15 protein-coding genes and 2 riboswitches are annotated in these 19,110 nt (G+C 49.9%); of the genes, 13 read left to right on the plus strand and 2 right to left on the minus strand.

The window, feature by feature from the left end; translation table 11 throughout:
* The first annotated feature begins 139 nt into the window (after window positions 1-139).
* Together AB432_RS02215 and AB432_RS02220 are read left to right on the plus strand one after the other, a co-directional pair.
* Window positions 140-1,240 (plus strand): carbohydrate kinase, encoded by a 1,101-nt coding sequence (locus AB432_RS02215; RefSeq protein WP_048036112.1) that lies wholly within the window; start codon window positions 140-142, stop codon window positions 1,238-1,240.
* Window positions 1,241-1,243: 3 nt separating this feature from the next.
* Entirely contained in the window at window positions 1,244-2,170 is a 927-nt protein-coding gene (locus tag AB432_RS02220) for a pseudouridine-5'-phosphate glycosidase (protein WP_017247167.1), read from the plus strand.
* Window positions 2,171-2,246: 76 nt separating this feature from the next.
* Here the strand turns inward: AB432_RS02220 and AB432_RS02225 are convergent, their stop codons facing one another.
* Window positions 2,247-3,158, minus strand: a complete 912-nt coding sequence (locus AB432_RS02225) for a VanZ family protein (protein ID WP_048036113.1) — start codon at window positions 3,156-3,158, stop codon at window positions 2,247-2,249.
* Between the two features lie 314 nt (window positions 3,159-3,472).
* Here AB432_RS02225 and AB432_RS02230 point away from each other — a divergent pair, with 314 nt between their 5' ends.
* The 6 genes from AB432_RS02230 to AB432_RS02265 all read left to right on the plus strand — a co-directional run bounded on the left by AB432_RS02230 (window position 3,473) and on the right by AB432_RS02265 (window position 10,853).
* On the plus strand, window positions 3,473-5,893 hold the full coding sequence (locus AB432_RS02230; protein WP_048036114.1) for a heavy metal translocating P-type ATPase: 2,421 nt from the start codon (window positions 3,473-3,475) through the stop codon (window positions 5,891-5,893).
* Window positions 5,894-5,957: 64 nt separating this feature from the next.
* Window positions 5,958-6,158 (plus strand): copper ion binding protein, encoded by a 201-nt coding sequence (locus AB432_RS02235; protein WP_048036115.1) that lies wholly within the window; start codon window positions 5,958-5,960, stop codon window positions 6,156-6,158.
* Window positions 6,159-6,904: 746 nt separating this feature from the next.
* Window positions 6,905-7,051, plus strand: a riboswitch (cyclic di-AMP (ydaO/yuaA leader).
* Window positions 7,052-7,442: 391 nt separating this feature from the next.
* Window positions 7,443-8,669, plus strand: coding sequence for a quaternary amine ABC transporter ATP-binding protein (locus AB432_RS02250; protein WP_048036117.1), 1,227 nt, complete (start codon window positions 7,443-7,445; stop codon window positions 8,667-8,669).
* Window positions 8,653-9,492, plus strand: a complete 840-nt coding sequence (locus AB432_RS02255; protein WP_048036118.1) for an ABC transporter permease — start codon at window positions 8,653-8,655, stop codon at window positions 9,490-9,492. The genes AB432_RS02250 and AB432_RS02255 overlap by 17 nt, the downstream gene beginning before the upstream one ends.
* Window positions 9,489-10,424: a glycine betaine ABC transporter substrate-binding protein gene (locus tag AB432_RS02260; protein WP_082196070.1), complete on the plus strand. Its 936-nt coding sequence runs from the start codon at window positions 9,489-9,491 to the stop codon at window positions 10,422-10,424. The genes AB432_RS02255 and AB432_RS02260 overlap by 4 nt, the downstream gene beginning before the upstream one ends.
* 18 nt (window positions 10,425-10,442) lie before the next feature.
* Window positions 10,443-10,853, plus strand: a complete 411-nt coding sequence (locus tag AB432_RS02265; RefSeq protein WP_048036119.1) for a hypothetical protein — start codon at window positions 10,443-10,445, stop codon at window positions 10,851-10,853.
* A 57-nt stretch (window positions 10,854-10,910) separates the two neighbouring features.
* On the opposite strand, the gene AB432_RS02270 is transcribed toward AB432_RS02265, so the two are convergent.
* A complete protein-coding gene (locus tag AB432_RS02270; RefSeq protein WP_048036120.1) occupies window positions 10,911-11,279 on the minus strand; it encodes a Na-translocating system protein MpsC family protein in 369 nt (122 codons plus the stop codon).
* Between the two features lie 241 nt (window positions 11,280-11,520).
* Window positions 11,521-11,667: riboswitch (cyclic di-AMP (ydaO/yuaA leader) on the plus strand.
* A gap of 559 nt (window positions 11,668-12,226) precedes the next feature.
* On the opposite strand from AB432_RS02270, the gene kdpF reads away from it, so the two are divergent.
* From kdpF to AB432_RS02295, 5 genes are all read left to right on the plus strand, one after another.
* Window positions 12,227-12,304 carry a K(+)-transporting ATPase subunit F gene (gene kdpF / locus AB432_RS31455; protein ID WP_111914364.1) on the plus strand — a complete coding sequence of 26 codons (78 nt, stop codon included), beginning with the start codon at window positions 12,227-12,229 and terminating at the stop codon, window positions 12,302-12,304.
* 61 nt (window positions 12,305-12,365) lie between these two features.
* Window positions 12,366-14,039 carry a potassium-transporting ATPase subunit KdpA gene (gene kdpA, locus AB432_RS02280; protein WP_048036121.1) on the plus strand — a complete coding sequence of 558 codons (1,674 nt, stop codon included), beginning with the start codon at window positions 12,366-12,368 and terminating at the stop codon, window positions 14,037-14,039.
* A 75-nt stretch (window positions 14,040-14,114) separates the two neighbouring features.
* The gene (gene kdpB / locus AB432_RS02285) at window positions 14,115-16,154 is read left to right on the plus strand and encodes a potassium-transporting ATPase subunit KdpB (RefSeq protein WP_048036122.1); all 2,040 of its coding nucleotides are present in this window, start codon (window positions 14,115-14,117) and stop codon (window positions 16,152-16,154) included.
* 34 nt (window positions 16,155-16,188) lie between these two features.
* Complete coding sequence (gene kdpC / locus AB432_RS02290) at window positions 16,189-16,749, plus strand: potassium-transporting ATPase subunit KdpC (RefSeq protein ID WP_048036123.1); 561 nt, start codon at window positions 16,189-16,191, stop codon at window positions 16,747-16,749.
* Window positions 16,750-16,767: 18 nt separating this feature from the next.
* Window positions 16,768-19,098, plus strand: a complete 2,331-nt coding sequence (locus tag AB432_RS02295) for a universal stress protein (protein WP_048036124.1) — start codon at window positions 16,768-16,770, stop codon at window positions 19,096-19,098.
* Window positions 19,099-19,110 lie beyond the last annotated feature (12 nt).

A 19,110-nucleotide genomic window follows, 5' to 3' on the forward strand; every position in this document is an offset into this window, starting at 1 on the left:
TCCTACATGATCGTATTCCTATTTGTCAAATTGAGATAAAAATAAAATAAAAAACACGCTTGTACAAACAGTTGTCTTCATGATAAACTTTTGTTTGTAAACAAGCTGTGAAAGCGAAACAGAAGAAAGGAGGATGACCGTGGAAAAAGACATGCAGATCCTTCATCATATCCGGCAAAATCCTTTTATCACGCAACAGGAGCTGGCTGATCTGATTGGCATCTCACGTTCAGCGGTAGCTGGCTACATCGCACAGTTGACCAAACGCGGGGAAATCAAAGGACGGGCTTATGTACTTCGTGATGAAGGAATGATTGCTTGTATCGGTGGGGCCAACCTGGACCGCAAAGCACGCGGCAAGCAACAGGTGCGTCTACACTCATCCAATCCCGTAACGATTATGGAATCGTGTGGAGGGGTGGCACGGAATATCGCGGAGAACCTCGGTCGTCTTGGCTGCAATACGTCACTCATCACCAGCATTGGTGAGGACAAAGAAGGCGAATGGCTCTTGCAGGAGACGAAAAAGCACGGGGTGCACATCAGCCAAGTGTGGCGACTGCCTACACAGCGTACGGGAACGTATACGGCGCTTCTCGATATTGATGGCGAGATGGTTGTTTCCTTGGCGAACATGGATATTTACGATGCTCTCACACCGGAGATGTTCGCGGAGAAATGGTCGCACATTGCAGCAGCCCACGTGGTTTTCATCGATACAAACATTCCGGCGGACTGCTTGGCGTACATCATCGAACGTTGCCGGGAGGAAAACATTCTGCTCTTCGTTGACCCGGTCTCTTCAATAAAAGCAAAGAAGCTCCCACAGCAATTGGACGGAGTAGAAGCGATTTTGCCGAATCGCGAAGAAGCCGAGCTGATGGCTGGCATGAAGATCACGACGATCGAAGAATGCGCCGAGGCTTGCCGCAAGATTAGGGAACGAGGCGTCAAGCACGTCATTGTGACCTTGGGCGAAGAAGGCATTTATTATCAATCCGATGAAGTTGAGGAGCATATGGCTCCATATCCAACGGAAGTAGTAGATGTAACAGGTGCGGGAGATGCGTTCGCGTCGGGCCTCTTGTATGGCATTGTAAACGGAGAGTCTTTCCAGAGAGCATGTCGCCTTGGATTGGCAGCATCCGCTCTGACATTGCAAACAGAGCAGTCCGTATCTCCTCTATTAAAAGCAGAACAATTGGAACTGGCCGTAGAACAATTCGAAAAGGAGCGATAAGAGATGAAACAATATTTGACCTTTACTGAGGAAGTACGCCACGCACTGGAGAACAACCTGCCGGTAGTTGCTCTGGAGACGACGATTATTTCGCACGGTATGCCATATCCGCAAAACATTGAAATGGCAAAAGAAGTAGAGCAAATCATTCGCGACAACGGTGCTGTACCAGCTACGATCGGGATCATGGACGGCAAAATCAAAATCGGTTTGACTGACAGCGAGCTGGAAGAGTTTGCGACGAACAAAAATGTAGCAAAAGTAAGCCGTCGCGACTTCGCTTACATTTTGGCTAGCGGTAAAATCGGTGCGACTACAGTAGCCGCTACCATGATCGCAGCTGAGATGGCTGGCATCCACATGTTTGCAACTGGTGGTATCGGCGGGGTACACCGTGAAGGCGAAATCACTTGGGACGTGTCTGCTGACCTGACTGAGCTGGCGCAAACTGATGTAGCTGTAGTATGCGCAGGGGCGAAATCGATCCTCGATATCGGCCGCACACTCGAATATTTGGAAACACAAGGTGTACCAGTTGTGGGCTACCGCACAGATGAATTCCCATCCTTCTTCGCTCGCGAAAGCGGATTTGGCGTAGACATGCGCATCGATACACCGGAAGAAGTCGGTAAGATGATGAACACCAAATGGGATTTGGGACTCAAAGGCGGTATGATTATCGCGAACCCAGTACCAGAATCCGATGCACTCAACCACCAGGAAATCGAGGCTGTGATCCAAAAAGCACTCGCAGAAGCAAAAGAAAACAACATTGCAGGTAAACAGGTAACGCCATTCATGCTCGATAAAGTGAAAAAGCTGACAGAAGGCAAGAGCTTGGCAACGAACATCGCGCTGGTGAAACACAATGCTGAAGTAGCTGCGAAAATCGCGGTAGCTTATCAGAAAGAAGCGAATCAAGGTAAATAAGAGAGATTGAACAACTAAATAGTTAAAAAAAACGAGCCTCTAGAATTGCTTCTAGGGCTCGTTTCGTTTATTTTACTCACTCCCACCAATGTTGCATTCCACGGATTCCAACATCCCACAGCTTAGCGTTTCCGGAAACGATAATGGTAATTTCGTTTACCTCGTTAAAAGGCATCTCCCTTAAAGCTTCTGCCCCTTGATAGGATTGTTCGTTTAACGGAGTTATTTCTTGTCCGTCTACGATGATTTTGGCTTCACCCTTAGAGTCTCCATTGTCGGGAATGCCGAAATAGAAAGAAAGCCAAACATTTTCTTTGTTCCCCAGAATATAGTTGTATGTTTGGGTTGATTCCCCTTCACTGCTATACACGTTCATTTTCGGTTCTATTCGCTCACCTGCTACGGTGAAGCTTGGGAGGTTCTCAGTCATAGGTGTAGTTCCTGTCATTTCTTTCATGACCGTTAATGATTGAATAGGGCCTTCTCTTTTTTTGAGGATTTCAGAGACCACCATGACTCCAAATATAAGGACAACAATAGTTAGAGCCGAAGCCATGAGCTTTTTATAAGAAATGTTTGAAGAAAATCCAACTCGATAGGCAATATAGCCAATCGCTGCACCTAATGTATTGGATATCACATCATTTACATCAAAGCTACCAAGATAGGTTAAAGCCTGAATAGTTTCTAGAACAAGAATCGCTAAGACAAACAAGGATATGAACTTCCCAAATCTTACACGATACAACAGGGGAAATAGTATTCCAAAAGGGATAAAAGCAGCTACGTTTCCAAAATCAACAATCCATGAATAATTTAGTTCTGGAAATGTAAGTGGTACTCCTTCTGGAACAAGGATAAAGGTGTATCCTTCTAGACTGGTTACACCGTCGAGCCTGTTAAATGCAAAGAACATAAAAAATAAAATGAAAATCGTATAGCATATGGTGCCAGCTAAAATGATTTTCCGTGATTTCGTTTCCATCATTTCAATCTCCTTAAAGCCATTGTGTCTGAATGATTTTACTCTGAATGAATACGTAAGTGATTAGCTGTTAGTCACATCCTTCATGTAACGGTGTAAAGCTGGGGGGTGACATTTGCTTCGCCCGGCACCAAGGATAGAGGACGCCCGACATTTTTCCCTGTGTTTTCAGCACTTGAAGCCCATTTAGAAAAAAATTGAAAAAAGTACTTGATATACCCTGAGGGGGTATTGTATAGTAAAGGTGTGATCAGGAAACAACGTAAGGGAAACGATACGATAAAATATACCCCGTAAGGGTATTTGGAGGGATTAGAATGAGTGCCAAAACAGCAGAGGCAACAGTTGCAATCTCAGGGATGACTTGCGCAGCTTGTGCACTGCGCATCGAAAAGGGCTTGGGTAAAATGGAGGGAGTGGAGACCGCCAACGTCAATCTGGCTTTGGAAAAATCCACAGTCGTCTTCGACCCAACGAAAACGAATATCGACGACATCCGCTCCAAAATTGAATCGCTCGGCTATGGCGTCGTCACTGACAAGGTGGAGCTAAACATCTCGGGAATGACATGTGCGGCTTGCTCCACACGGATCGAAAAAGGCTTGAACAAAACCGCTGGGGTTCTGAAGGCAAACGTGAACCTGGCGATGGAAACAGCCACTGTCGAGTACGATTCATCACAGGTAAGTGTGACGGACATTATTCAAAAGGTAGAAAAGTTAGGGTATCAGGCGACTCGTAAGGAAGAAGGAAAAGAAGAAGAAAAAGTAGATCGTCGCCAGGAAGAAATCAAACGTCAGACCCGCAAGTTCTGGATTTCCGCGATTCTGTCGCTCCCGCTGCTCTGGTCGATGGTGAGCCACTTTTCCTTCACCTCGTTTATCTGGCTGCCTGAAATCTTGATGAATCCGTGGGTACAGCTCGCATTGGCAACACCAGTACAATTCATCATCGGCGCACAGTTTTACGTCGGAGCTTTCAAAGCCCTTCGCAACAAGAGTGCCAACATGGATGTGCTGGTTGCTCTCGGTACCTCGGCTGCTTATTTCTACAGCCTGTGGGTCGCGATCAACTCCATCGGTGCTCACGGTGGCCACATGCTGGAGCTGTACTTTGAGACCAGTGCGGTACTGATCACGTTGATCGTCTTGGGTAAACTGTTTGAGATGAAAGCAAAGGGACGCTCTTCGGAAGCGATCCGCAAGCTGATGGGCTTGCAAGCAAAAACAGCAGTAGTCGTACGGGATGGCGTCGAAATGACTATTCCTGTAGAAGAAGTGAGACTGGGCGACGTCGTTCACGTGAAGCCGGGCGACAAAGTACCTGTCGATGGCATCGTCATGGAAGGACAGTCCGCAGTTGATGAATCAATGCTGACTGGTGAAAGTATTCCAGTGGATAAAGCCGCAGGCGATACCGTCATCGGCGCCACCTTGAACAAAAACGGCTTCTTGAAGGTTCAAGCAACCAAAGTCGGAAAAGAAACGGCTCTGGCGCAAATCATTAAAGTAGTGGAAGAAGCACAAGGAACAAAAGCACCGATTCAGCGCGTAGCTGACAGCATCTCCGGGATTTTTGTCCCAATCGTAGTAGGGATTGCTATTCTTACCTTCTTGATTTGGTACTTCTTCGTTATACCTGGCAACTTCGGTGAGGCTTTGGAAAAAGCAATTGCTGTACTCGTAATCGCTTGCCCATGCGCTCTCGGTTTGGCAACGCCGACTTCGATCATGGCGGGCTCTGGACGCGCAGCTGAGTTGGGCATCCTGTTCAAAGGCGGGGAGCATCTGGAGACGGCTCACCATCTGGATACGATCGTCCTCGATAAAACAGGGACTGTAACCAAAGGCGAGCCAGAACTGACAGACGTCATCAACATTGATATCGAAGAGCAAGAGCTGCTCTCTTTGGTAGGTGCCGCTGAGAAAAATTCCGAGCACCCGTTGGCTCAAGCCATCGTTCGCGGTATTGCGGATAAAGGAATCACCCTGTCCGATACAGGTTCATTTGAAGCCATTCCTGGTTTCGGTATCCGGGCAACCGTCGCTGGTAAAGAAGTACTCGTCGGTACGCGCCGTTTGCTGGAAAAACACCAAATTTCGTACCAAGCAGTGTCTGATACCATGCTGGCACTGGAGCGCTCCGGTAAAACGGCGATGCTCGCAGTCGTCGAAGGCAAGCTCGCTGGCTTGATTGCCGTAGCGGATACGATCAAACCAACCTCCAAGCAAGCTGTTCAGCGCATGAAAGCAATGGGATTGACTGTGATCATGATGACCGGTGACAACCGTCAAACAGCCGAGGCCATTGCCCGTGAAGCAGGAATCGATCACGTCATCGCAGAAGTCCTGCCTGAAGGCAAAGCCGCAGAAGTGAAAAAACTGCAAGAACAAGGCAAAAAAGTCGCGATGGTCGGCGATGGTATCAACGATGCGCCTGCACTCGCTACCGCTGACGTCGGGATGGCAATCGGTACAGGTACAGATGTGGCTATGGAAGCAGCAGATATTACCCTGATGCGCGGCGAACTGACCAGTGTCGCAGACGCCATTGAGATGAGCAAACTCACCATCCGCAACATCAAGCAAAACCTGTTCTGGGCATTGGCCTACAACACCTTGGGCATCCCGATTGCCGCAATCGGCTTCCTCGCTCCGTGGCTTGCCGGTGCCGCAATGGCCTTCAGCTCGGTCTCCGTTGTACTCAACGCACTGAGACTGCAACGAGTGAAGCTGTAACAACAGTAACAAGCGGCTTTGTCCGCCTTACCTATAAAACATAAAATGTAAGGAGAGATTGATCATGACAAATATCACATTGAACGTAGAAGGTATGTCTTGCAACAAATGCGTAGCGCGCATCGAGAACACATTGAAAGAACTGGGTGCAGAAGGCAAAGTAAACCTGGCTGAAAAAAAGGTTGAGGTTTCCTACAACGAGGGTAACTTGACTCTCGATGCAGTAAAAGAAGCAATCGAAGACCAAGGCTACGACGTCGTTTAAGCATCGTGTCTTTGAAAAGCAAAGCTCCTGCCTGATTCATTGAGGCAGGGGCTTTTTGGTGTTGAGATAAAAGTGGCTGTAGTGGAGGGGAAGAAGCCCCATTTCCAGTCTACGCTTCGGCCTACGCCCCGCAAGGGGTTAGACTGTCCGCTCCGAAATGAATGTCGGGAGCGCTTCAAAACTGAAAACGTTACAACGTTTTTGTATGTGATAAAAGCTGAAAACCCCCGCCATTCATTTCTCCGCTAGGTAGGGCTCCAGAGGCGCTAGGACTGGAAATGTTCTTCTTCCCAAGCAGCTTTTTACTTTTTACTACCTTTTGAAAGCAGCATTCAAGCTGTCTTTTAAAAAGCATGTAGAACCCCAACAGCTCGTAGAGGAAACAGGAGAAATAAGCGAAGATCTTTGGACACACCCACCGAGGCGCAGCGAAAAAAAGAGAAACTGCCTTTAGCGTCCACCTCTGAGCCACATCCTGATGGACTACTTTGGACGCGGTTTCGCTTTTTTTCACGGAGCCGGGCACCCTATGCTCCCGCGCAGGGGTTCCAAGAATCTGAGCGTTTTCTCCTGTTTCCTCCCCACCACAACAGCGAGTATAAGGCACTAATATCTTGATCGAGTGAGCAACTAACAGCTAATCTAATCCGACTCATAAAGAAAGCCGTCATTCGGTTAAAACCGTGTTAAACAAACGTTCACAATAACTGGAAGCGAGCGTATAATCAAATCACAATCAAGCTACAAAACACATACGGCCTAGTTCCGAGATTCTCGGAAGCGGGGGAACCAATCTTTTGGGGTTAATCCTGAGTGATCAGGAGGGATGAGAAAATGTCTTCTCTGCCATCCTACCCGTCAGCTAACCTCGTCGGCCAAAGCAGGGAAGGTCATGGATGGATAAAGTCTAGGCATTTAATGCGCAACAAGGGAATTCCTTGCGGGCGTGTGATAGGCCGATGCAGGCTTTTTCTTTGGGACCTTTGTTCTGGAGAAAAAGGATGGATCGGCCTATTTTTTATGGAAATACCGATGAGCAGCTTACGCGATACAGACGTGAAGGAAAGGGTGTGGATCGCTGGGAGGCAGTTGGTACGACATAAACCGCTGACAATCGAAATCAGGAAGACAGAGTACAGGGAGTCCTGAAAACGGACGCCAGGTATTACGTAAGCCTGCGGATTTTCAACACGAGTAAAAATCAAGCGTGCCTTGGTTTTGCTGGAGTGTGGAAACTTCGCGGGCTTTTTTCTCATTTACAAAAAACGAAGGATGGGGGATACCATGCCCAAAATGAAAGTCCATCAACTGACAAAAGTGTTCGGCAAGCAGCCCGAGCTGGCCTTGAAGCTGCTGGCGGAAGGACGTACGAAAGAACAAATTTACAAGCAAACGGGCCAGTCTATCGGGGTAAATCAGGTCAGCTTTGAAGTCGAGGAAGGTGAAATCTTCGTCATCATGGGCCTGTCCGGCAGCGGCAAATCAACCTTAATCCGACTGTGCAATCGACTGATTGACCCAACAAGCGGAAGCATCGAGATCGATGGGGAAGAGATCATGGACATGAAGGCGACAGATTTGCGCGAGGTGCGGAGGAAGAAGCTCGGAATGGTTTTTCAAAATTTCGCCCTGTTTCCGCAGAGGACGGTACGAGAAAACGTCGAGTTTGGATTAGAGATTCAACAAGTACCACCAGGGCTCCGGCAAGAAAAAGCACGGGAAGCACTCGCGCTCGTTGGATTAACCGAGTGGGAAAATGCGTACCCGGATCAATTGAGTGGAGGGATGCGCCAGCGGGTCGGATTGGCACGGGCGTTGGCTAATCATCCCGATATTCTCTTGATGGACGAAGCGTTCAGTGCACTGGACCCGCTCATTCGAAAAGATATGCAGGATGAGCTGCTGGAGCTTCAGATGACGATGAAAAAGACGATCCTGTTCATTACACACGACTTGCACGAGGCGTTGCGGCTAGGCGATCGGATTGCCTTTATGAAAGACGGACAGATCATTCAGATCGGCCGCCCGGAAGAAATCATGGCAGACCCAGCGGATGAATTCGTGCGGAAGTTCGTGGAGGATGCCGACCTGTCCAGGGTGCTCATTGCTGAAAATGTGATGAAACGGGCAGAAGCAATCACCCCTGACAAAGGGGCGCGAGTGGCGCTGCAACTCATGATGGATAACGGCGTTTCCAGCTTGTACGTCGTGGACAAAAAGCGCACACTGCTCGGCTTGATTACGGCGTATGACGTATCACTTGCGATTGGTACGGGAGATTCGCTGGAGACGATCATGAAAACCGACCTCCCTACCGTTTCACCTGACGCACGTCTGCACAGTTTGTTCCCGATGATGGCAGACCTTCACGTCCCGATTGCTGTAGTGGGCGAGCAGCAGCGTTTGTTGGGTGTCATCGTAAAAGGAGCGGTACTAGGCGGGCTGGTAGGCAAAGTCAATGTTCAAGAGCACCAGAGAGCAGAGGTGATGAGTGATGGACGCCGTACCTAAGCTGCCGATTGGCGAATGGATGGAAGGGTTTGTGGAGGTGCTGGGCCAGTACAAAGGGGTATTGTTTGATCCAGTGTCTATCGTCATTTCCACGATGGTGACTTACTGTTCCACGGTTTTGGCAGAGATACCCTCGCTGATTCTCATCTTGCTGCTAGGGGCCGCTGCATGGGTTTTTGCAGGGAGAGCGTCCATGGTCTTTACGGTTATCGGACTTTCTCTCATCCACAACTTGGGGTACTGGGATGAAACGATCGAGACATTGGGACTCGTCCTCACTGCCACCATGATTTCGATCGCCATGGGGATTCCGGTGGGCATTCTTTGCGCGAGACATGATACGTTTCGCAAACTGGTCACGCCAGTACTGGATCTGATGCAGACGATGCCAGCGTTCGTTTATTTGATTCCTGCGATCTTTTTCTTCGGCTTGGGCGAGGTGCCGGGAGTTATTGCCTCCGTTATTTTTGCTTTGCCGCCAATCGTGCGTCTCACGAACTTAGGCATACGTCAGGTCCCAGCGGAAATGGAGGAAGCAGCGGACGCCTTTGGTGCAACTGGCTGGCAAAAGCTCGTAAAAGTACAACTGCCTTATGCGAAATCGACAATCTTGGCGGGAGTCAATCAATGCATCATGCTCGCCCTGTCGATGGTGGTCATAGCGGCTATGATCGGGGCGAAAGGCTTGGGCGCAGACGTATATCGCGCGGTATCACAAGTGGATATAGGAAGAGGATTCGAGGCGGGACTATCCATCGTGATCATCGCTATCATCTTGGATCGGCTTACTCAACATGCAGGAAAAAAGGAGAGAAATACATGATGAACAAAATGGTTCCAGCTTTACTGGCAGTGATGATGGGAGCGACAGCTTGGCTCGCAGGCTGCTCCAGCCAAAACACAAACACACCAATACCGACAGCAACGGTGATCGGTCCGATTCCTTCTGAGACATCGGACAACGCGCTAGGAGAAAAGCTCGACTACAAAATCATCGGAATCGACGCAGGAGCAGGCTCGATGGTGAAGACAGAGGAAGTCATGAATCTGTATGGCTTGGATAAATGGCAGCTTGTTGAAGGCTCAGACGCAGCGATGACAGCAGCTTTGATCAAGGCATACGAAGCGAAGGAACCGATTATCATTACGGGCTGGACGCCGCATTGGATGTTTAAAAAGATGGATTTGAAATACTTGGCGGACCCAAAGAACGGCTTTGGCGGAGCGGAACAAATCCATACCATCGTGCGCAAAGGGCTGAAAGAGGATCAGCCTGCTGCCTATCAATTCCTGGATAAGTTCTGGTGGGAGCCAGCCGATATGGAGTCAGTCATGGTCCAAATGATGGACGGAAAAGATCCGGAAGTAGCCGCTGCGGAATGGGTAAAAAACAACGAAGCCAAAGTAGGGAAATGGGTGGAGGGTATTAAACCTGTCCAAAAAGAGAAACTAACTCTCGCTTATGTAGCATGGGATTCTGAGATTGCCAGCACGCATGTCGTAGAGCATGTGCTGGAGAAGAAGCTGGGGTATGAAGTCGACTTGAGTCAGGTGCAGACAGGACCGATGTGGGCAGGAGTGGCCATAGGGGATATAGATGGAATGGTGGCGGCTTGGCTGCCGTCTACAGATACGAGCTATTTGAAAAAATTTGGTGGGCAAATCGAGGATTTGGGTCCGAATCTCGACGGAACCAAAATCGGACTCGTGGTTCCTTCGTACATGAACATCTCGTCCATTGAGGATCTTCAATAAGGAAGGGGAGGCTCTGCTATGAAGCATTATCTCGTAATGGGCAAGGGGGAAGCTTTCACTTCTTTTGTCCAGACACTATGCTGCGATAGTTTGCCTGCATATTGGGGAAGAAATCCCGGTGCCTTTTCCTTGACAGCGGGGCCTGGAAACAAGACGATTCAGCGCTTTTTGCCCATCTCATTTGACGAGTGCTACCGCGATCAGGAATCCTTGCTGCTCTACCATTCCGTCTATATCTTTCCCGACGAGTGGGCGGAGGGACGCGACTTGCTTACACTGTTCAAGCAGTTGGGCACCTGCCGGATTTTTGTGATGACGCAGGAGCATCGGAACGCGCTGTTATACAAGGCGCTCGGGGCGAATCACGTCATCGTGAGCCAGCCTGGGTATAAAGGCTACGGCTGGTTGGCTGAACAGATGAGTGGGTAAGAGAGGAATAGAAAAGGCTCCGCCTGCAAATGAAGGCGGAGCCTTGTTTTCATAAAATTAGCCCAACATTTTTTCGAGGTCCTTGTCCAATACATAAACCTCGATCCGTTCACCCATTTTCGTGCTGATGTCGCTATGACTCGATAGTACTTTGCAGCTTGTCAGCTTTTCTACGATTTCTTCCGATTCTTCGCTGTACATTTCACGGAGAACCTCGCGCATTTCTTTGACGATGCGGCGACCTTTATCATGACTGGACAGATGCTTTTCTTCGACGGTGAGAACACCTTTGAACCTGACGATGACCATATCACCGACGATGTAGGTCTTCGCTTCCTGCGGACCTCGTCCAATCAGATCGCGTTGAAATTTTATGAATGCTTCGCTGATTTCTGCTTCCAGCTTTTTTTTGTTAGAGATGGCCAAACGCCATACCTCCCATAATTTATCATTGTGCCTAATATTACTCAGCCGTTTAGAGGCTGTCAAACAAATAGGCTGATAATGTGAAAACGCAAGAGAATCGATGAAATATCATGATCGGATGAGGCCTGATAGGTTTAAATCGCTTACACGGATAAAGAATGCAGAAATCGTGTGAAAAAGACAGAAATAGGACATTAACATCCGATTATGCCGGACGTATAATGAGACTCGTAACCAACAATTGCAAATATGGCCAAATCCCGAGGCACTCGGGAACGGAGGACCCAATCAGTAGGGGTTAATCCCACGTATGAATCGTGGGAGGGATGAGACACTCTTTCGCCATCCTACCCGTCAGCTAACTTCGTCGGCTAAAGCGAGGGAGGTCTAAAGACCGCCTATTTGAGGAGGCCTTTTTGTTATCCGTTAAGGACGACAAAGGTTAACTCGAAACGTAATGCAGGTCTTTTCGTTTTGCTCAAAAACGGCCATTGACCGTTTTTACTTACAAGTAAATAGCTGTTTTTTTGAAAAAGGAAACGGGAGACAAAACGCAAAGAAGGCAACTTCAAGTCGGCTGGGCGTTAGGTAGACCAATGAGTACTTTTTCTCCGATACAAAAAATCGTTTTATTTGCCGCGGGAAGCGGGCGACTTCGTTCGTCTGTTCCTCTTCAGCTCGGTCAAATATGGCGATCTTTCGGGGAAATCGTAAGCATTGGTCTATTTTTTTCCCAAATGGCAGGTTTTCTTCAAAAAAGAAAACTCGTACAGGGGAAGCGAGAGAGACGAGTCGGCCAGACTTCACGGAATAGTACATACGACAAAAAAGGAGGGACATGGCATGGACGTGGTTTCCATACTGCTCTTGGCGCTTTCATTCGGAGTATTTTTTGTACTCATCAAGTTTTGTGACGCCGTGGTAAGAGAACAGGGAGGGAAAGAGAAATGATCTGGTTGCTTTTGATTGTGGCAGGGCTTGCGATGTACCTGTGTCACGCATTGATTTACCCGGAAAAATACTAGGGGTTACCCGAAGCATTCGTTTATTTGGAACCATTTTTTAGAGGGAGTAGGAGGAACTGTCGTGGACTTTATACAAATAGCGTTGGTTTTGGTGGTGCTTTTCGTACTCGCCATACCGATGGGAAAATATTTGGCACGCTCCTTTTCGCTGGAGACGACCCGATTGGACCGTGTTTTTGGCGGGGTGGAAAAAGCGATATACAAGCTGTCTGGCATTCGCGTAGCAGATATGACCTGGAAGCAGTACGCAATGGCTGTTCTGGTCAGTAACATTTCGATGGTAGCGATTGCGTATCTCTTGCTTCGTTTGCAAGGGATGCTGCCTGGAAACCCGAGTGGAATCGCGGCGATGGAGCCGTTGCTTTCCTTTAACACGGCGGTCAGCTTTTTGACGAATACGAATCTTCAGCATTACAGCGGGGAGAGCGGATTGTCGTATCTATCGCAGATGCTGGTCATTATTTACCTGATGTTTACGACGCCAGCGACAGGGATCGCGGTCGTGATGGCCTTCATGCGAGGGCTGACAGGGCAGCGTAGCATCGGTAACTACTACGTAGATCTGGTGCGTGCTCATACACGTGTGTTGATTCCACTGGCGATTGTTGTGACATTGCTTTTGGTGTCCCAAGGCGTGCCGCAGACGATGGAGCCGACGGCAACAGCGACAACCATTAGCGGAACGGAGCAGCAAATCGCTCGCGGTCCGGTTGCTTCACTCGTTTCGATCAAGCATTTGGGGACAAACGGAGGCGGATTTTTCGGGGTAAACTCTTCGCATCCGTTTGAAAACCCGACACCGTTAACAAACGTGATCGAAATTTTGTCGATGTTCTTGATTCCAGCGGCACTGCCGTTCGCATTTGGCTTCTTGGCGAAGAGCCGCAAGCAAGGGTGGGTCATTTTTGGAGCGATGTTCGTGATGTTCCTGGCGTTCCTGATCACGGCGTATGCCAATGAGGTAAACGGCAACCCGGCGCTGGAACGAGCTGGCCTGTCACAACAAATGGGCAGCATGGAAGGAAAAGAAGTCCGTTTTGGTATCGCGCAAAGCGCCTTGTTCACTGCCGTGACAACAGCGGCAACGACAGGAACCGTGAACAACATGCACGATACATTGACACCACTAGGCGGCTTGGTTCCGCTCGGTGAAATGATGCTCAACTGCGTATTCGGCGGAGATGGTGTCGGAACGATTAACATTTTGATGTATGCGATTTTGGCTGTATTCTTGGCGGGCTTGATGGTGGGGCGTACGCCTGAATTCCTCGGCCGCAAGATCGAAGGAAAAGAGATGAAGCTGATCGCCATCGCGATTCTCGTTCATCCCCTGATTATTTTGGCGCCAACCGCCATTGCATTGGCGACAGAAATGGGCTCGTCCGCAGTATCGAACCCAGGCTTCCACGGCATTTCACAAGTGCTGTATGAGTACACTTCTTCGGCGGCAAACAACGGTTCCGGTTTTGAAGGATTGGCGGACAACACACCATTCTGGAACATTTCTACCGGACTCGTCATGCTGTTCGGTCGATACGTCTCAATTATTACGATGCTGGCGGTAGCAGGTTCCTTGCTCGCAAAAACACCAGTACCGGAAACGATGGGTACGCTGCGCACAGACAATAGTGTATTCACGGTGATTCTGATTGCGACTGTGGTGATCGTAGGCGCACTGACATTCCTGCCTGTGCTTGCGCTCGGCCCAATCGCAGAGTGGCTCACAATCCGATGATAAGAGGACGTTCAAAAGCCGACTTTTTGAACATCGATTTGAAAATGAATACTAGAGGCAAAGGAGTAATTTTCCATGAGTAGAACGCGCACGGTTGCGCTTCCTAAAGATTTGTACCAACGGGCCTTTGTCGAGTCTTTCAAAAAACTGGACCCGCGTGTGATGATGAAAAATCCAGTCATGTTCGTGGTAGAGATCGGGTTCTTCATAACGCTTCTCCTGACGTTTGTGCCCAATTTGTTTGGGGGAGCTTCGGACCCGTTTTACAACGGTGTCGTCAGCTTTATCCTGTTCGTGACAATTTTGTTCGCCAACTTCGCAGAAGCCTTGGCAGAAGGGCGCGGCAAAGCACAGGCAGAGAGCTTGAAAAAAACGAAGCAGGACACGCAAGCAAAAAAAGTGGGGAAAGATGGTCGCATTCAAGTCGTCAGTTCCACCGAACTGCGAAAAGGCGATCTGGTCATAGTGGAAGCAGGCGAGCTGATTCCATCCGACGGGGAAATCGTCGAGGGTGTCGCCTCTGTGGACGAATCAGCGATTACGGGTGAATCTGCTCCGGTCATTAAAGAAGCAGGTGGCGATTTCAGCTCTGTCACGGGAGGTACACGTGTCGTCAGTGACCGTATCCGCGTCCGTGTGACGACTGATCCCGGCGAATCGTTTTTGGATCGCATGATTTCGTTGGTGGAAGGTGCGAAAAGACAGAAGACCCCGAATGAAATCGCGTTAAATACGCTGTTGGTCAGCTTGACGTTGATATTCCTGATCGTCTGCACGACCTTGCAGCCAATCGCAAACTATGTAAATGCAGCCATTCCGGTTGCGACACTGATTGCTTTGCTCGTTTGCTTGATTCCGACCACGATTGGGGGACTCTTGTCAGCGATTGGGATTGCGGGTATGGACCGGGTCACACAGTTTAACGTCATCGCCATGTCTGGTAAAGCCGTTGAGGCATCCGGTGACATCAACACCATTATTTTGGATAAAACGGGAACGATCACACATGGTAACCGGATGGCTGCCGAGTTTGTCACCGTAGGCAACAGCAAAAGTACGGAATTGAACCGAGTAGCTGCACAAAGCTCGGTCCATGACGAAACACCGGAAGGACGCTCTGTTGTAGAGTTGGCGAAAAAACAAGGTCTGGCACCTGCTGAACTTGAATTGCCGGGTTCCGAGGGCGTAGAGTTCCGTGCTGAAACGAGAATGAGCGGGACGAATCTGGCAAGCGGCGTCCTCATCCGCAAAGGGGCCGTCGACGCCATCAAAAAATACGTGGCAGAGCAAGGGGGCAACATCCCTGCTGATCTGGATGAAAAAGCAAACCGGATTGCAACGGCGGGCGGCACGCCATTGGCTGTAGCAGAAGGCAATACGATTCTCGGTTTGATTTACTTGAAAGATACCGTAAAGCCAGGGATGCGCGAACGCTTTGAAGAGCTGCGCCGCATGGGAATTCGTACGGTCATGTGCACGGGAGATAACCCGCTGACAGCAGCGACGATTGCCCGCGAAGCTGGTGTGGACGATTTCGTAGCCGAAGCCAAGCCGGAAGACAAGATTGCGTTGATCCGCAAAGAACAAGCGGCAGGCAAGCTGGTCGCCATGACAGGTGACGGTACGAATGACGCGCCAGCTCTCGCACAAGCCGATGTCGGTTTGGCGATGAATACGGGTACGGTAGCGGCGAAGGAAGCAGCCAACATGGTCGATCTGGATTCTGACCCGACCAAAATCATCGAGGTCGTAGCGATTGGCAAGCAGCTTTTGATGACACGCGGTGCATTGACGACGTTCAGTATCGCCAATGACGTAGCGAAATACTTCGCAATCATTCCTGCGATGTTCATGCTGGCGATCCCACAAATGAGTGCGCTCAACATCATGGGTCTGGCAACACCGCAAAGTGCGATTTTGTCCGCGTTGATCTTCAATGCGATCATCATCCCGATCCTGATTCCGCTAGCGATGAAAGGTGTGAAATACACACCGATGAGCGCGACAAAGCTGCTTAGCCGCAACCTGGTGATCTATGGCTTGGGAGGAATTATCGTTCCGTTCGTGGGCATCAAGCTGATTGACTTGATTTTGGTGGGGTTAAATTTAGTTTAGTTAAAATGAAAAAAGAAAGCTCAGGTGAACCGATATGATATGGAAAAATTTGCGTCTCAGCCTCGTATTGCTGCTGATTTGCGGCATTGCCTACCCGCTGGCGATGACAGGGGTTGCACAGGTTGTCATGCCTGCACAAGCAAGCGGCAGTCTGATCACGGATGCAAGCGGCAAGGTGGTTGGCTCCGAGCTGATTGGGCAGTCTTTCACCGATCCGAAGTACTTCTGGGGACGCATTTCTTCTATTGATAACAATGCGGCAGGCTCTGGCTCGAACAACTACGCGCCATCCAACCCGGCCCTGATCGAACGTACGCAAAAGGATATTGCCGCATTTCTGGCAGCGAATCCTGGCGTGAAGCAGGAAGACATCCCGGCTGATTTGCTGACGAACTCCGCTTCTGGTTTGGACCCGCACATCTCACCAAAGGCTGCCCAGATACAAGTCGAGCGTGTAGCCAAGGCGCGCAATCTCGAACCGGTACAGCTACAGGCTTTGATTGAAGCGAATACAGAGGGAAGAAGCTTGGGGGTATTCGGAGAACCGCGTGTCAATGTATTGAAGCTGAATTTGGCTCTGGACGAATTAAAGTAATGGAGGGAGGGCTGCGAGATGGTAGAGCAATATCGGCGAAAGTCCCCGGAGGAAATCTTGCAGTCCATCTCCAGAATGCACCGGGGAAGGCTGAAAATCATTCTGGGGGCTGTCAGTGGTTCAGGTAAAACCTATCATCTGTTGATGGAAGGGCAGACGCTAAAGAAAAAAGGGATTGATGTGGTTGTAGCTGGCTCAGGTGAGGCCACTCATCCCAAGCTGGCACAAAAGCGGGAGGGCTTGGAGCAAATCCAGCCAATCATCTGGTATTCCCTCGGGGAAGCAAGACATGATCTGGACGTCGCAGCCATTATCGAGCGAGACCCGGAAGTTGTGCTCGTAGACGGTTTGGCTCATCGCAATCGTCCAGATGCCCCGCGACCAACCAGCTTGGACGATGTTCAGTACTTGTTGAACCACAATATAAGTGTGATTGCGACGGTAAACATTTACGAATTGGCCGGGATGAAAGAGATGGCGGAGCGACTGACGAAGGCAGAAGTGCGGATCGACCAGTGTGTCCCTGAGGATACGCTTGCCATGGCCGACGAGGTGAAGCTGCTCGACGTCACGCCAGAAGCCATCCTGAAACGGCTGCAAGAAGACGATCGCAACCAGACTCGATCCAAGCATCCGTTGTTTCGCAGAGACAATCTGCATGTGCTGCGGGAACTCGCTCTTCGGTTCGTAGCTACGGGCGTAAACGAGGATTTGGAGGATTATCGGGAGAAGCACGGCATGGTGGGGGCTTCAGGAGCCACAGAGAAGGTGCTGGTTTCTGCCCAGTATCATTGGAACGGCTCGATATTGGTTCGACGTGGACAACAGGTTGCCAAGCGGCTCGGCGGAGAGCTCTTGGTCGTCTGTTTTCTCCCTTGGTCCAAGAAGCTGACGAAGGAAGAGGCGACTTTTAAAAGATCCATCGGAAAGCTCGTGGACAAAGTCGGAGGTACCTTCGAAGAGCAGATGCTTGCACGTGAAAAGGACGTAGCAAACGAGCTCGTCGCCTATGCGATGGAGAATAATGTGACCCGAATCGTCATGGGGCAATCCAAGCGTACGCGCTGGGAAGAGATATGGTATGGCTCCATCGTCCATAAGATTCTTCGGCAAACGAAAAATATTGATATCTTGATCGTGGCAGATCGTTCCGAGCGGGACGGTGAGCGTGTCATGCCGACCAAGCGAGAACGGGCGATAACGGCCAATCCGTACCGACGACTCTCCGATGAGGAGATGCAGCAGGAAATCGGTAAAATCAAGCGCGGGACGCTAAAAGTATATGTAGGAGCAGCACCTGGCGTCGGCAAGACGTACACGATGCTCCGTGAAGGCAACGAGCTCGTCGAAAATGGCATCGATGTGGTGATTGGGCTTTTGGAAACGCATGGACGAAAGGAAACCATTGAGCAGGTAGGGGGACTTCCTCTCATTCCGCGAAAGCGCATTCCATACAAAAACGTGACGCTCGAAGAAATGGACACGGACGAAATTATTCGGCGAAATCCAGAGGTCGTACTAGTGGATGAGCTGGCACATACGAACGTGCCGGGGAGTGCCTATGAGAAGCGCTACCACGATGTCGAGAAGATTTTGGCTGCGGGTATTTCCGTCATATCCACGATGAATATACAGCACCTCGAGAGCTTAAACGACAGCGTCGAGCAAATCACGGGAATCCGCGTGAGAGAGACGGTGCCGGACCATATTCTGCATCAGGCAGATGAGGTAGAGCTGATTGATATTTCACCCAAAGCACTGCGTCAGCGGATGCGGGAGGGCAATATTTACGCGATGGAAAAGGTGGAGCAGTCGCTGACCAACTTTTTCAAAACAGGGAATTTGATCGCGTTAAGGGAACTGGCCTTGCGTGAAGTGGCGGACGACGTCGACGAACGCTTGGAGGCGTGGGAGCGACGAACGCTTCGTGGGCCTTGGCGGCAGCAGGAAGTCATTTTTGTCTGTGTGAATTTGCGTGCAGACAGTGAACGATTGATTCGACGAGGGTTCCGAATTGCCTATCGGCTGAAGGCGTCCTGGCATGTAGCTTACGTGCAGGATCATTCGTTGCTGACAGAAGAGGAAGAGATGCAGCTAGCGAAGCTGAAGGCACTAACAGAGCGGCTCGGAGGTCGTTTCGAACGATACGAAGCCCCTTCCCGACGCAAGGTTTTCACCAAGCTGGTTTGGCATATGAACGAAAAAGGAACGACGCAGGTCGTCATCGGGCAGTCCGCGCGTACCCGCTGGAAGGAAATTCTCGAGGGTTCGGTCATCCAGCGATTACTGCGGGAGGTCCGACACATGGATGTGCTGGTCGTGGCTGATCACGCATCCGATATGATGTGAGGGAGGGTAATG

Source organism: Brevibacillus brevis, assembly GCF_001039275.2.
Classification (GTDB): Bacteria; Bacillota; Bacilli; order Brevibacillales; family Brevibacillaceae; genus Brevibacillus; species Brevibacillus brevis_C.

Coding starts and splice junctions, on each gene's coding strand:
- AB432_RS02220 (WP_017247167.1), top strand. CDS start 1,244: ATGAAACAATATTTGACCTTTACTGAGGAAGTACGCCACGCACTGGAG.
- AB432_RS02225 (WP_048036113.1), bottom strand. CDS start 3,158: ATGATGGAAACGAAATCACGGAAAATCATTTTAGCTGGCACCATATGC.
- AB432_RS02230 (WP_048036114.1), top strand. CDS start 3,473: ATGAGTGCCAAAACAGCAGAGGCAACAGTTGCAATCTCAGGGATGACT.
- AB432_RS02235 (WP_048036115.1), top strand. CDS start 5,958: ATGACAAATATCACATTGAACGTAGAAGGTATGTCTTGCAACAAATGC.
- AB432_RS02250 (WP_048036117.1), top strand. CDS start 7,443: ATGCCCAAAATGAAAGTCCATCAACTGACAAAAGTGTTCGGCAAGCAG.
- AB432_RS02255 (WP_048036118.1), top strand. CDS start 8,653: ATGGACGCCGTACCTAAGCTGCCGATTGGCGAATGGATGGAAGGGTTT.
- AB432_RS02260 (WP_082196070.1), top strand. CDS start 9,489: ATGATGAACAAAATGGTTCCAGCTTTACTGGCAGTGATGATGGGAGCG.
- AB432_RS02265 (WP_048036119.1), top strand. CDS start 10,443: ATGAAGCATTATCTCGTAATGGGCAAGGGGGAAGCTTTCACTTCTTTT.
- kdpF (WP_111914364.1), top strand. CDS start 12,227: ATGATCTGGTTGCTTTTGATTGTGGCAGGGCTTGCGATGTACCTGTGT.
- kdpB (WP_048036122.1), top strand. CDS start 14,115: ATGAGTAGAACGCGCACGGTTGCGCTTCCTAAAGATTTGTACCAACGG.
- kdpC (WP_048036123.1), top strand. CDS start 16,189: ATGATATGGAAAAATTTGCGTCTCAGCCTCGTATTGCTGCTGATTTGC.
- AB432_RS02295 (WP_048036124.1), top strand. CDS start 16,768: ATGGTAGAGCAATATCGGCGAAAGTCCCCGGAGGAAATCTTGCAGTCC.